The organism is Haloarchaeobius ordinarius (assembly GCF_051801355.1).
In the GTDB taxonomy this organism is placed as follows: domain Archaea; phylum Halobacteriota; class Halobacteria; order Halobacteriales; family Natrialbaceae; genus Haloarchaeobius.
This window is the reverse complement of the sequence record NZ_CP196560.1, coordinates 3,241,409-3,253,809: the sequence shown is the minus strand read 5'-3', so window position 1 is coordinate 3,253,809 and position 12,401 is coordinate 3,241,409. Positions and strand designations below refer to the sequence as shown.

General features: G+C 66.5%; 12 protein-coding genes. 4 read left to right on the top strand and 8 right to left on the bottom strand.

All coding sequences use genetic code 11. The features are described 5' to 3' along the window. Window positions 1-54: 54 nt before the first annotated feature. Entirely contained in the window at window positions 55-1,260 is a 1,206-nt protein-coding gene (folP, locus tag ACSC1R_RS17000; protein ID WP_439026910.1) for a dihydropteroate synthase, read from the bottom strand. A gap of 630 nt (window positions 1,261-1,890) precedes the next feature. On the opposite strand from folP, the gene ACSC1R_RS16995 reads away from it, so the two are divergent. The 3 genes from ACSC1R_RS16995 to ACSC1R_RS16985 all read left to right on the top strand — a co-directional run bounded on the left by ACSC1R_RS16995 (window position 1,891) and on the right by ACSC1R_RS16985 (window position 4,310). Continuing rightward, complete coding sequence (locus ACSC1R_RS16995; RefSeq protein WP_439026909.1) at window positions 1,891-2,433, top strand: hypothetical protein; 543 nt, start codon at window positions 1,891-1,893, stop codon at window positions 2,431-2,433. Continuing rightward, entirely contained in the window at window positions 2,433-3,194 is a 762-nt protein-coding gene (locus tag ACSC1R_RS16990; protein WP_439026908.1) for an RNA methyltransferase, read from the top strand. Before ACSC1R_RS16995 ends, ACSC1R_RS16990 begins: the two co-directional genes overlap by 1 nt. A gap of 243 nt (window positions 3,195-3,437) precedes the next feature. Beyond that, entirely contained in the window at window positions 3,438-4,310 is an 873-nt protein-coding gene (locus tag ACSC1R_RS16985; RefSeq protein ID WP_439026907.1) for a phosphatase PAP2 family protein, read from the top strand. A gap of 25 nt (window positions 4,311-4,335) precedes the next feature. Here the strand turns inward: ACSC1R_RS16985 and gatE are convergent, their stop codons facing one another. From gatE to ACSC1R_RS16970, 3 genes are all read right to left on the bottom strand, one after another. Beyond that, complete coding sequence (gene gatE / locus ACSC1R_RS16980; protein ID WP_439026906.1) at window positions 4,336-6,204, bottom strand: Glu-tRNA(Gln) amidotransferase subunit GatE; 1,869 nt, start codon at window positions 6,202-6,204, stop codon at window positions 4,336-4,338. Between the two features lie 185 nt (window positions 6,205-6,389). Beyond that, window positions 6,390-6,623: an HVO_2901 family zinc finger protein gene (locus tag ACSC1R_RS16975; protein WP_439028739.1), complete on the bottom strand. Its 234-nt coding sequence runs from the start codon at window positions 6,621-6,623 to the stop codon at window positions 6,390-6,392. Between the two features lie 243 nt (window positions 6,624-6,866). Next, window positions 6,867-8,276 carry a class II fumarate hydratase gene (locus tag ACSC1R_RS16970; RefSeq protein WP_439026905.1) on the bottom strand — a complete coding sequence of 470 codons (1,410 nt, stop codon included), beginning with the start codon at window positions 8,274-8,276 and terminating at the stop codon, window positions 6,867-6,869. Between the two features lie 123 nt (window positions 8,277-8,399). On the opposite strand from ACSC1R_RS16970, the gene ACSC1R_RS16965 reads away from it, so the two are divergent. Continuing rightward, a complete protein-coding gene (locus tag ACSC1R_RS16965; RefSeq protein ID WP_439026904.1) occupies window positions 8,400-8,531 on the top strand; it encodes a hypothetical protein in 132 nt (43 codons plus the stop codon). Between the two features lie 7 nt (window positions 8,532-8,538). Here the strand turns inward: ACSC1R_RS16965 and ACSC1R_RS16960 are convergent, their stop codons facing one another. The 4 genes from ACSC1R_RS16960 to ACSC1R_RS16945 all read right to left on the bottom strand — a co-directional run bounded on the left by ACSC1R_RS16960 (window position 8,539) and on the right by ACSC1R_RS16945 (window position 12,236). Continuing rightward, window positions 8,539-9,744, bottom strand: a complete 1,206-nt coding sequence (locus ACSC1R_RS16960; RefSeq protein WP_439026903.1) for an outer membrane protein assembly factor BamB family protein — start codon at window positions 9,742-9,744, stop codon at window positions 8,539-8,541. A 63-nt stretch (window positions 9,745-9,807) separates the two neighbouring features. After that, window positions 9,808-11,463: a PH domain-containing protein gene (locus ACSC1R_RS16955; protein ID WP_439026902.1), complete on the bottom strand. Its 1,656-nt coding sequence runs from the start codon at window positions 11,461-11,463 to the stop codon at window positions 9,808-9,810. After that, complete coding sequence (locus ACSC1R_RS16950; RefSeq protein WP_439026901.1) at window positions 11,460-11,924, bottom strand: PH domain-containing protein; 465 nt, start codon at window positions 11,922-11,924, stop codon at window positions 11,460-11,462. The genes ACSC1R_RS16955 and ACSC1R_RS16950 overlap by 4 nt, the downstream gene beginning before the upstream one ends. 63 nt (window positions 11,925-11,987) lie before the next feature. Beyond that, on the bottom strand, window positions 11,988-12,236 hold the full coding sequence (locus ACSC1R_RS16945; protein WP_439026900.1) for a BolA family protein: 249 nt from the start codon (window positions 12,234-12,236) through the stop codon (window positions 11,988-11,990). Between the last annotated feature and the right edge of the window lie 165 nt (window positions 12,237-12,401).

Below are 12,401 nucleotides of genomic sequence, written 5' to 3'. Positions count from 1 at the left end.
AGAACCAGATGGCAGTGCTGGCCACGCGCCCGTTCGAAGCGGTTTCCGGACGCGTCAGGCGACGGCGTCACCGACCGCGTCGAGAACACCAGCGAGGGCGTCGTCCTCGGGCGTTCTCCCGGCCAGTCGGCGCAGTGCGCGATGGCTCCCGACGAGTAGACCCGCCCCGTCGGCGTCGTCGCCAGCCGCGAAGACCGCGCCTGCGTCAGACGCCGCCGCGGCGAGCGATTCCGCCTGTGTCGCCGTCAGTCCGGACACCTCGAACACTGCCCGAATCGCGTCGCCAGCGACGTCGGCGGTTCCGACTCGTTCGACGTGTCGCGAGACGTCACCCTCGGTCTGTACGTCGAGTTCCTCGACGGTGACGTCGTCCGCGCCGCCCACGGTTCCGCGGAATCGCGTCGGCGTGAACGCGTCACCGACTGCACAGGCGTCGACCGTCTCGCGCACGTCGTGCGTCCGGACCACGTGTGCGCCGCGCTCGATGGCCATCGATGTCGCCGCCAGTGAGACGGCCAGCGCCTCCTCGGTCGAGCGGCCGGTCAGCTCGCGCAGGAAGTTCTTCCGGTTGATGGAGACGAGAATGGGCTGACCCAGGCCGCGGAACTCCCGCAACCGGCGCAAGGTCTCGCGGTCCTGCTCGGTCGTCTGGGCCTCGGACCAGCCGCCGAACGCGGGGTCGACGATGGTCTTATCCGTCAGCCCGTTCTGTTTCAGCGCCTCGTACACCTGGTCGACGTAGTCCGCCGACTCGGCCCACTCGGCACCCTTGCGTTCGGCCCAGGGCGTCTCCTCGACCGCGCCTGGGCGCTTCAGGTCGGGCGGACTCGCCATCTTCGCGACCGCAACGTCGTACTCCGCACAGACGTCGGGGAGCTTCGGGTCCGCGAAGCCCGCGATGTCGTTCACCATGTCGAAGCCGCCCTCGATGGCCGCCTCGGCGACCTCGTGGTAGCGCGTCTCGATGGACCAGATGGCGTCTCCGGACGTGGACTCGATGGTCTCCAGCGCCACGTCCAGTCGGTCGAGTTCCTCCTCGGCGCTCAGGACCTCGAAGCGCTTGTTCGCGGATTCGAGGCCCACGTCCACGATGTCCGCGCCCTCGTCGACGAGTTCCTCGTCCACGTACGCGGCCGCCTCGGCCGCGTCGTCGAAGACGCTCGGCTTGTACGGCGACTCCGAACTCACGTTGAGCACGCCCATGACCCGTGTCGGGTAGCCGTCCCCGATGCCGAGCCCGGCGGCGTCTACGTCTCTCATTACCCGTGGCTGGGGTGCCGAATCGTGAAAAACGGCCTGTTCCCCGTTCGGCCTGCCGGGAGATTTGGTGGCGTTCGGTGGATGGTCGTAGTGGCGCTGACGGAGGTGGCGACGACCAGACTGCCCGCGCTGGTGGCGATGACCGCACCACACCCTCCCCAGCCGACTCCCGTTGCTACACTCCACTTCGTTCCGTTTCGCTCCGGTCGTCCCTCGCGCAGTATCGGCTCGCGGCCTGCTCACGGCTTCGCCGTTCGCTTCGGGGCACTCCGTGCCTCGCACGGCACGCTCGACAGCGCGCGCCAAGTGGGTTTGCTGCCGAGCATCTGTCCCCAACCAACCAGTCTGGCGCGTGCAGGCGGGCGGTCTCGTCCGCTCGCCGAACCGCGCGAGGGACGACTGGAGTGGAGCGTCAGCGGAACGGAAGGAGTCGGCTGGGGAGGGTGTGGTGCGGGGCGGGATGGTGGCGACCTCCATCGCCATCGGCGCGCGTCGTCGTGCTGGCAGAATCCATGGCACCATCCGAAGCGACAGGGGAGCGTTCTGCACCACATCGCGACACCCGAATCCGACCACATCGCGACACCCGAAGACGCGTCGTTTTTACCCACAGACCCGATACCTCCCAACATGAGCAAGATAAGCATCGGTCTCCGGGGGTGGCGCTTCGACGAGGACGAGGTGTTCACCGCGGAGGGCGAGGTCCGTCCGTTCGACGAGATGGACGAGGACACGAAGCGACGGCTCGTCCGGCTCGGCGTCATCTACAACGGGCCGTGTGACGCCTGCTGGCTGATTCACGGCGACGAGCACGTCGACCAGTGTAACGTCGCCTCTGTCGTCTACGGCGAGCCGCTCGCCGAGGTCGTGCTGTGTGACGACCACGAACGGGACTTCCTCTACTGGTTCCGCGAAGAGGGCGGCATCGAGTTCGCCGAGACCGACCGCTTCGAGGACGAGTTCCACGAGTGGTTCGCAGACGGCGGGCGTGCGCCGGCGGACTACGGCGGCGTCGAGCACGTCGAGACGGACCCGCTGGACCTGCCGAAGCCGGACCTGCCCGAGCCGTCGGACCTCGGAGACCACGCGGGAATCGACGATGGCGAGCCGAAAGAGCGCATCGACCTGCGGAACATGGAGATCTCGAAGGAGTACCCGACCGGAGAGAAGTGATGAGCACGCCAGCAGTCGCCGTCGTCGACGGCAAGACACCAGGAAACGTCGGGACTATCGCCCGGGCGATGAAGAACTTCGGGCTGTCGGAACTCCTGCTCGTGGACCCGCCAGAGGGTGTCCAGGAGAAACACAGCGAAGCGTGGGGCTTCGCCGGTCGCGCCCGTGAGGACGTGCTCGCGAACGCACAGGAGGTCGACTTCGACTACCTCGTCGACAACTACTACACCGTGGGACTGACCGCGACGACGAACGAGGACTGCCGCAAGCACGTCCGGTTCCCCTTTTTCACGCCGGACGAACTCGCGGAGGACCTCGCGGGGCTGGACGCCGATTCGTGTCTCATCTTCGGGCGCGAGGCCGACGGGCTGACCAACGAAGAACTCTCGAAACTCGACGCCGTCTGCTCGATTCCGGCGAGCGACGACTACCCGGTCCTGAACCTCGGGCAGGCCGCGACCATCACCCTGTACGAACTCCGCGGCCTCACGGTCGAAGAGACCCAGCTCCCCGACCGCGAACACGAGCGTGCCGAGGAGGCGATGCTCGACCGCCTGTACGACCAGTTCGACGACCTGCTCGACAGTATCGACCACCCCCAAGAGAAGCGCGCGAAGACGATGCGCATGGCTCGCCGCGTGTTCGGCCGGGCGCACCCGACCCAGCGCGAGGCGCGCTCCCTGCTCGGTATCTTCCGCCGCGCGACGAACCATCCGGAACTCGCGGACGTGGCGCGTGACCCGGCCAAGCGGGAGGACTGACGCGAGCGGCTGAACCGACCCAGTTCTCAGCCCGACACTACCGAACGACCGACCAGCAGGGGCGGGGGCGCAGACCGCGACGAGCACCGCGGGCTGTCATCACTGAACTAACAGAAGCGATTTATCTCTACACAGACTATTACTCTGGGAGTCCCCACATGACGCTTCCACGCCGCTCCCCCGGTATCGCTCTTCGTACCGAAACAATAATACAAAGACGACTCGGTATCGATACGTAGACATATGGAGCAGCTACTGCCCTCCCTCTCACATGGCACCTGGTTCTCCCTGCTGGTAGCAGTGCCCACGCTGCTCGTGTTCGCCTTCGGCTTCAGGCTGTTCGTCCCCGGGGCGTCCCTGCGCTCGTTCGTCGTCGGGCTGGTGCGGACCGACTGGAAGTACCTCGGAATGGCCTGGGTCATCACCTTCGGCGTGAACACGATGGCACACCACTTCTACGCGGGGCGAACCTACACCTCCGTCATCTACGGGCTCGAAGGTACGACGGTCATGCTCTTCCAGACGGTGACGTGGGTCCCGCTGACGTACGTCATGACGTTCGTCTACCTCGTCGGGTTCCCGTTCGTCACGCTGTTCACCTACTGGAAGCTGAAAGCGCACGACCCCGAACAGGCGCGCCGGTACTGTGTGGCCTACGCGATGCTCGTCCTCATGGCGCTGCCGTACTTCCTGGCGTTCCCCGTCTCGGTCACGTCGGAGTACCTCGGCCACACGGCCAACGGGGCACCCGCCATGGAGGCGCTGATGTACGACCTGCACCCCATCATCACCGAGGGTATCACCTCGACCGACACGCTGGTGAAGGCGTTCCCCAGCCTGCACACCGGTATCTCCGCGCTGGCCGCGGTGTACGCCCGCTACAGTACGCGACGGTACGCACAGCTCGCCGGCGGGCTCACCGTCGCCATCATGTTCTCGACGTTCTACCTCGGCATCCACTGGCTGACGGACGCGGCGTTCGCGCTCGTCCTCGTCGGCCTGTCGTTCTACGTCTCACAACGAATCGCGGACCCGGCGACCTACGAGGAGCGCCTCAAGAAGGCCCTGCGCGAGCAGGGAGACGCCGACGGTGCCTACGGTCGCGGCGCGGACTGAGCAGGAGAACAGAAAGCGAGCCGATTCAGGCCCGCTTTTGAATCTCTTCGCGGAGCACGGCACTGACGGTGTCACCGCCGGCCTTGCCCCGGAGCGCACCCATGCACTCGCCCATGAGCGCCGAGAACGCGCCCATTCCCTCTTCTTCGACCTGTTCGGCGTTCCGCTCGACGACTTCCGCGACGGCCTCGCGGACCTCGTCCTCGGAGACGCCACCGAGGCCCTCCGCCTCGACGGCTTCCTCGGCCGTGAGGTCGGGGTTCTCGGCGAGTGCGCTCAACAGGTCGTTCATGCCTTCGTTGGGCACCTCGCCCTCGTCCACGAGCGAGAGCGCGTCGCGCAGGTGGTCGTCGGTGAGGTTCCCGACGGGCACGTCGTCACGGCGCAGTTCGGTCAGCGTGGATTCGAGCGTGCCGGCAGCCAGGGTCGCGTCGATGCCGTCGGCGACGACCGACTCGAACAGGGGCATGCGCTGGCCGTAGGCGACCTGTTCGGCGAGTCCGGCGTCGAGGCCGAACTCGGCCTGGTAGCGCTCGACTTTTTCAGTCAGGAGTTCGGGCGTCTCGACCTCGCTCGGGTCGAGGTCGACCGGGGGCACGTCCGTTTCGGGGTACATCCGGGCCGCGCCGGGGAGCGGGCGCAGGTACCGGGTCGTACCGTCCTCGTTCGCGCCACGGGTCTCTTCCGGGACGCCCTCCAGTGCCGTTTCGGCGCGTTTCGCGGCGGCCTCGATGGCGTTGTCGGCGACTTCCTGACTCGCCGCGACGATGGCGACCGCGTCCTCGTCGCCCGCACCGACAGCCTCTCGCAGTGCGGCGACCTCGTCCTCGGTGACGCCGTAGGCCGGCAGTTCGTCGGTGTGGAAGATACCGCCAGCACCGTGGCGCTTTGCGTGGTCGGAGAACTCGGTGCCGAGGCGGCGGTCGGGCTGAATCTCTCGGCCGACGAGGCCGTCGAAGCCGAACAGCGGAACCGCGGTGACCTTCCCGCCGTCGTCGAGTGCGCCCCGGATGACGCCGGAGTCGGAGTCCTCGAAGACCGAGGTCACGTCCTGCACCTCGCCGACACTCGCGTCGCGCTCGTCGAGTTCGTCGCGGATTTCGAGGAGTTCGACCTGCCGACCAGCTTCGTTCCGGACGATGTCGTCGATGTCGTCGAGGCTCTGGACGCCTTTGACCTCGACACGCGCCCCGTCGGCGATGGAGATGTTCACGTCCTGGCGGATGGTGCCGAGACCACGCTTGACGTGCCCGGTCGAGCGAAGCAACATCCCGATGCGCTCGGCGGCCTCGCGGGCCTGTTCGGGCGTCGAGATGTCCGGCTTCGTGCCGATTTCGACCAGCGGAATTCCGAGGCGGTCGAGGCTGAACGTGACGCCGTCCTCGTGCTCCTCGATGCGCTGGCAGGACTCCTCTTCGAGCATCAGGTCCGCCACGCGGACCGGCCCGTCACTGGTCGAAATCTCGCCGTCGGTGGCGACCTGTGTCGAGCGCTGGAAGCCGGAGGTGTTCGAGCCGTCGACGACTATCTTGCGCATCACGTGAGCCGTGTCGACCGGCGTCATGTCCAGTAGCTGTGCGATTTCCAGCGCGACCTCTCGCGCCTCGTCGTCCAGCCGGTGGGGCGGTTCGTCGTCCTCCTCGACGAGACAGGTCGAGTCGTACGCGAGGTAGGTGAACTCGCGTTCGACCTGGCTCTCTTCGAGTGCCGCCTCGTCCAGTTCCCCGAGTTCGGATTTCGTCGGGTGCAGGTACCGTGTGAAGCGCCGTTCGGACTCCTCGGGTTCCCGGAGGTCGGTCGGGCAGCCACAGAACAGCTTGCTCGCCGTATCGAGCTGCTGGTGGATCTCCAGCCCGGCGACCAGTCCCAGCTCCTCGTAGTCGTGGTCGGTCATTGCGAGAGGGTCCGAGTCGGAGGGGTAAAAAACCGTCCAGTTGCGGCGACTCTGGTCGGGTGCGTCGGACGGACCGGCTCGGCCTGGCTGTCTCTCCCGTCCTGTCGCGCCACGCCGGCAGAGACAGCAGGTTCACGAGCCCGTCGCTCTGGAATCGGCGAATCCGAGAAGCTGCTCAGGGTCTGTTACTGCGTCGCTGCGCGAATATCTTCTATCTGAATAATGTCTTCGCCGAGTCCCTCTCCGTCGCATTCGTCGTTCGGGCATCGATAGTGCCACCCATCTCGTGTCGCTACGCGCTCGGAAAATCTGTCACCACATTGTTCGCAAAAGAGCTGCCCTTTCTCACATGTGTCGAGGTGCATCTCCAGAGCGAGTTCGGTGCTGAACGATTGGTTGCAGTTGCGACAGGTGTGCATGGTAGAATTATGGACTGCAACCACCATAACACCCGTGGATTGTTCGGGGTCACTCCGTCTGTCGATAACGTTTGGTAAGTCCGCGCCCTCGTGCGGTTCGTTCACTTCCACCCGGGACATTACTTGGTGATAAACGTTGTCCTTGATATCCTCACACGTGGTGTGTGGTGACTGGTGGCGGACTCGTGTAGGTACGGCAAAACGTCCGATTCCAGAGCGATGCCAGCCGTTCTCGACGAGGTGTCAGTCGTCCTGACCGAGGATGCCGCGGTGGGTCATCGCCTCGGGGTCGATTATCTCGTCGGCCTCCTCCTCGGAGAGGTACCCCTTCTCGACGACGACCTGCCGGACCGTCTTGCCCTCCTTCAGTGCGGTCTTGGCTGCCGTGCTGGCCTTGTCGTAGCCGATGTGCGGGTTGAGCGCGGTCGCGAGCGCCATCGACTGCTCGACCTGCGTCTCACAGTGCTCTTCGTTGGCCTCGAGTTTCGCGACGAACTTCCGGGCGAACACCTCGCTGCCGTTCGAGATGAGTTCGGCGGACTGCAGGAAGTTGTACGCCAGCAGTGGCTTGTACAGGTTGAGGTCGATCTGGCCCTCGGCCGCGCCCGCGGAGACGGCAGCGTCGTTGCCGACGACCTGCTTGTGGACCTGGTTCACGGCCTCGGCGACGACCGGGTTGATCTTGCCGGGCATGATGGACGACCCTGGCTGGTTCTCGGGCTGTTCGAGTTCACCCAGCCCGTTGCGCGGACCGGAGGCGAGCAGACGCAGGTCGTTGGCTATCTTGTTCAGGCTGCCGGCGACGACGCGAAGCGCGCCGTGGGCCTCGGACATGGCGTCGTGGGCGGCCTGCGCCTCGAAGTGGTCGTCGGCCTCGCGGAACTGGACGCCGGTCTCCTTGGTGATGTACTCGGCGGCTCGCTCGGGGAACTCGGGGTGGGTGTTCAGTCCCGTGCCGACCGCGGTGCCGCCGAGGGCGAGTTCGGCGAGGTGCTCGCGCGTGTTGTCGACGCGCACCAGGCCCTTCTCGACCTGTGTCTTGTAGCCGCCGAACTCCTGGCCGAGACGGACCGGCGTCGCGTCCTGGAGGTGCGTGCGGCCGGTCTTGACGACGCCGTCGAACTCTTCGGCCTTCGCTTCGAGTTCCTCGCGGAGCGTGTCGAGCGCCGGGATGACGTCCTTCTCGACGGCTTCGAGCGCTGCGACGTGCATCGCGGTCGGGATGACGTCGTTCGAGGACTGCCCGAAGTTGACGTGGTCGTTCGGGTGAATCTCGCGAGAGCCGATGTCGCCGCCGTACAGCTCGGTGGCGCGGTTCGAGATGACCTCGTTGGCGTTCATGTTCGAGGAGGTGCCAGAGCCGGTCTGGAACACGTCGACCGGGAACTGGTCGTCGTGCTCGCCGGCGATGACCTCGTCGGCGGCCTCGATGATACACTCGGCCTTGTCTTCCGGAATCATCTCCAGGTCGCGGTTGGCCTGCGCGGCGGCCTTCTTCACGACGCCGAGTGCGCGGACGAACCGGCGACCGAACGTCAGACCGGAGATGGGGAAGTTCTCGACCGCGCGCTGGGTCTGTGCCCCCCAGTAGGCGTCGGCCGGTACCTGCATCTCGCCGAGGCTGTCTTTCTCGGTTCGGAAGTCGTCGGACATACCTGAATCGTCGACCGGCCCCTGCGTAAAACCCACCGAATCGCTTCTCTCCAGGGGGACACTCGGCGTGGCTCAGCGGGTGATTCTCACGAACTCGAGTGCGACCACGAGGTCGGGACGGTCGTGGAGGTGGTCGAACCGCCCGGCGACGAGAACGACCTCTCCCTCACGTTCGACCCCGAGAGCGCCGACCCGGAGACGTTCATCGTCACCATCGGCGGGATAGAAGGGGTCGAGGCCGGCCAGCCGACCTGAGGCGTCGTCACTCCTTCTCGACGGTGTAGGCCTGGCCGCGAATCACGACCGTGTCGTCGACGACGGCGAACGGTCGGTGGTCCCCGAGTTCGTCTGGTTCGTCGGTGAGGGCGGTCGACCCGTCCGTGAGGTTGAAGGCGTACACGAAGCCAGACCGGTCCTTGACCCAGAGGTAGCCACCGTCCACCTCGACGTGGTCTATCTCGCCGTTCGCGCGAGCACGCCAGCGGCGGTCTCCCGTCGCCCTGTCGAGCGAGATGACGTGGCCTGCTTCGGTTGCGACGACGAGGCTACCGGCCGTGACGACGGGTTCGGCCTCCACGTCGGCAAGCACCTGGCGCTCCCATGTCCGGTCGAACCCGGGCAGGGACCGACCCTGGACCGGGTTGTGACCGCCGTACAGCGTGTCAGCGGCGATGGTGACACCCCCGAAGCCGAAGAACACGTCGTGGGCGGCGTTCTCCGCCCCGGATTCGAGGTCCAGGTCGAGTACCTGGTCAGTCATCGTGACGAGAGCGCGGTCGCGCCAGACGTCGATGTCTGCGACGAACCCTTCCTCGACGTCGACTGTCCAGCGGACAGCGCCGGTTCCGACGTCCAGCGCCGCGATTCGCGGTCGCTGTTCGTCGCCGGAGCCGTCGGCCTGCGTCGCGAAAATCACGGTGTCACCGGAAACGGCGACCGCGCCGGTTCGATAGTGTTTGCCGTCGGCCGGCGCGTCGTGGGACAGTCTCTCTGCGCCCTCATCGTCGAAGACCACCAGTCTCGCCGGGGAGGTTTCCTGTCGGGGGTCGACGCCGACCGCGACGGCCGAGTCGCCGAACCCGATACCGTTGAGAAATCCCGAGTCGCCGAACCCGGAGGTCTGCCATACCGTGGTTCCGTCGGGTGCCAGTTTCTGGAGCGACTGTCCGGTCGCCGTGTAGAAGTACCCGTCGTCCGACCAGAGTTTCGACGCGTGGCCGCCGGGGACGTCCCAGGTCGGGGTGAGCGACAGCGACCCGGGCGGTGCAGCAGTCTCTACATCTTCGGTCGGATTCGCGTCGCCCGACCCAGAGTCAGTCGTCGCGGCCGTGCCAGTAGCGGGGGGACCCGTCTGTGTGTCTTTTCCAGAACCTGTACTCGTCGCGGTCGACTCGCCGCCCTGCAATCGCAGGCAGCCTGTGGTGGTCGTAGTCGTGCCGAGGAGGGCGATGAAGGTCCGTCGTCTCATATCGAAACCGGACGGTCCGACGACGAAATTACTGTCGGCCAACCAGTCCCTGGGTCGTCGAAGTTACGCCCCGTGCAGGCTCGCCTGAAGTCGCTCACGAAGCCCCGACTGCAACTCGTCCACGGTCGATTCGTCGAGGTCGAACGCGGTCGGCGTGCCACCCAGCAACGTCGCCGAACTCGCGGTGTCAGCAACCAACGTCGCCAGGTCGAGCCGGCGCTGGAACACGGTCGCCTCGCTCACGACCGTCTGGATGCGATAGTACGGCACCACGCGGGTCGTCCGGTTCCAGAAGCCGTCGCGGATGAGCAGGTGGTCCTCGCCGACGGCGAACCCGCGGTTTGCCCACTTCAGGTGGGCGGCAACGGGGACCACGAGGAAGGCGACCGCAGGGAGGTACCACGGAATCGGCGTGACCGTCGCCGAGACGAGGTAGCCGACCGCGAGCAAGAGGACGATGGGGATGCTGTACCGGACCGCGTAGCGCCGGCGAGCGCGTTTCGGCGGGCGCGTGAACTCGAGGTCGCCGAAGTCCTCGAGCTGGTGGGCCAGGGCGAGCGTCCGGTCCAGTTTGGCGATGGGGACCGCGGACTGGCTGCCCTGGCTGGCGCGGCTTCCTGCATATCCTGCTGTCTCGACGGTGAGGCCGGCGAACCCGAGTGGGCGCATCAGGAACGTCTCGGTCAGCGTGATGGTCTGGACCTTCTCGGTCGGGATGGACCCACTGTACCGCTGGAGCAGGCCGCGCTCGTAGACGAGGTCCTCGCCCTCGCGCCCGAGCCGGAAGTCGTAGAACTCCAGCGTCGACAGGACGATGCTCGTGAGGATGGACGCGAACAGGATGAGCGGCGGACCGACGATACCCACGGCGAGCAGTTCCTGTGTCGTCATCACCTCCGGGTCGAGCGAGCCGGGGCCGCCGAGGGGCGCGGCCGCGTCCAGCAGGAGGCGAATCGCGAGGTCCTCTACGAACGGGATGGCGATGATGAGGAGGACGAGCGACCGGACCCGGAAGCGGGTCACGGCCAGTGCGAGCAGTTCGACCGGGGAGAGTTCGAACAGGACCTCGCTGGTCGGCGTGCGCGGCTGGGCTGGTTCGGTGGTGGGACGCTGGCCCTGGGCGACCTGTCTGTCGACGTCCCCCGGCTCGCTGGCGCTGGCGGAGCCGGGTTCGACGGGCTCACCGGGTCGGGCCTCACCGGCGCTGGCTTCTGCAGACCGCGATTCCCCGGCTTCGGCAGCCACACCAGTCTCGACGTCGCGCGGGGGTTGCTCCCCGGTGACCCGGCCCCGACGCCCTCGAATCTCCCGGCGGAGTCGGCTCGCCTCCTCCTCAGAGACGACCGACAGCGTCGCCTCGGTTCCGCCACCGCCGGCGGTCTCGATGCGGACGACGGCGACGCCGAAGAGTCGATGGAACAGGTTCTGCGAGACGTCGACGTTCTGGATGCGCCGGAGTGGAATCTCCCGTTCGGTCCGGCCGACGACGCCCTGGGCCACGTCGAACGTGTCCTCGCCGAGTTCGTACTCGTAACGCAGGTAGGTCATGACGCCGTAGGTGACACCCACTACGAGCCCGACCGGGGCGACGAGGAACAGCCAGTCGACCGAGCCCACGCCGACGGCGTTCAGGATCACCACGAGGAAGAACGGAATCGACAGTCCATTCACGCCGTACCGGAGTGCCCGGCTGACCGCCGAGATGGGGTGCAGTCTCATACGGCGTCCTCCGGTTCGGACTCGACGGCGAGGTCGCGCAACTCGTTGCGGAGTCGGCGGGCCCGCTCCGGGGTCAGTCCGGGCACCAGCACGTCCGCACCCCGTGACCCGGCGGTGTAGACGACGACCCGGGACAGCCCCAGGGCCCGGTCGATGGGGTTGCGCTGCGTGTCGACGTGCTGGACGCGGACGTACGGGACCGCCGTCTCGACTCGCGTGACAACGCCGCGTTCGAGATACAGCGAATCGGATTCGAGGTCGAAGCGCCAGTCGCGGTAGAGGAGTAGCGCGTGCCCGACGCCGATGGTGATGATGAGGGCTGCCAGCGCGACGGGAATCGCCGGCCCCAGTCCGAGTTCGGCGACCCTGTCGATACCGAAGAGGATACCGCCGAGGACAACCGCGGTGATGACCGACCGGAGCGCCCACTCGACGCGAACGCGCCCGTGAAGGGTTTCCATACTGACACGGTGGCCCGCCGGCCTCAAAAAGCCGTCCTCGTCGGTCGCACGATCAGACGGTGACTACAGGTCCGCGAACTCCTCGGGCGTGTACGTCTTCAGTTCGAGCGCGTGGATGTCGGTCGTCATGTGCTCGCCGAGCGCGTCGTAGACGAGCTGGTGCTGCTGGACCAGCGGCTTGCCCTCGAACTGGGGGCAGACGACGGTCGCGCGCAGGTGGTCGTCGTCGTGCTCGCCGCGGGCGCGTTCGACGGTCGCCTCGGCGTCGTCGAGGTTCGCTTCGATCATGTCGGCGACTTCCTCGGGTGTCATTACTCGGGGTGAGGTGGGCGTCGGGTTTAATTGTCTGGTTCTGGCTGGCAGTCTTGGTTGGTTGTTCGGGCCGTATTGGTATCGAGGTGGCCTGTGAGAACGACTCGATGACTCGCGCTGGTGGCGATGACCGCACCACATCCTCCCCAGCCGATTCCTTCCACT

Excerpts from the sequence above, each read along its gene's own strand:
- ACSC1R_RS16950 (WP_439026901.1), bottom strand. The coding sequence starts at position 11,924 with ATGGAAACCCTTCACGGGCGCGTTCGCGTCGAGTGGGCGCTCCGGTCG.
- ACSC1R_RS16945 (WP_439026900.1), bottom strand. The coding sequence starts at position 12,236 with ATGACACCCGAGGAAGTCGCCGACATGATCGAAGCGAACCTCGACGAC.
- ACSC1R_RS16955 (WP_439026902.1), bottom strand. The coding sequence starts at position 11,463 with ATGAGACTGCACCCCATCTCGGCGGTCAGCCGGGCACTCCGGTACGGC.
- ACSC1R_RS16985 (WP_439026907.1), top strand. The coding sequence starts at position 3,438 with ATGGAGCAGCTACTGCCCTCCCTCTCACATGGCACCTGGTTCTCCCTG.
- ACSC1R_RS16975 (WP_439028739.1), bottom strand. The coding sequence starts at position 6,623 with ATGCACACCTGTCGCAACTGCAACCAATCGTTCAGCACCGAACTCGCT.
- ACSC1R_RS16970 (WP_439026905.1), bottom strand. The coding sequence starts at position 8,276 with ATGTCCGACGACTTCCGAACCGAGAAAGACAGCCTCGGCGAGATGCAG.
- ACSC1R_RS16990 (WP_439026908.1), top strand. The coding sequence starts at position 2,433 with ATGAGCACGCCAGCAGTCGCCGTCGTCGACGGCAAGACACCAGGAAAC.
- folP (WP_439026910.1), bottom strand. The coding sequence starts at position 1,260 with ATGAGAGACGTAGACGCCGCCGGGCTCGGCATCGGGGACGGCTACCCG.
- ACSC1R_RS16960 (WP_439026903.1), bottom strand. The coding sequence starts at position 9,744 with ATGAGACGACGGACCTTCATCGCCCTCCTCGGCACGACTACGACCACC.
- gatE (WP_439026906.1), bottom strand. The coding sequence starts at position 6,204 with ATGACCGACCACGACTACGAGGAGCTGGGACTGGTCGCCGGGCTGGAG.
- ACSC1R_RS16995 (WP_439026909.1), top strand. The coding sequence starts at position 1,891 with ATGAGCAAGATAAGCATCGGTCTCCGGGGGTGGCGCTTCGACGAGGAC.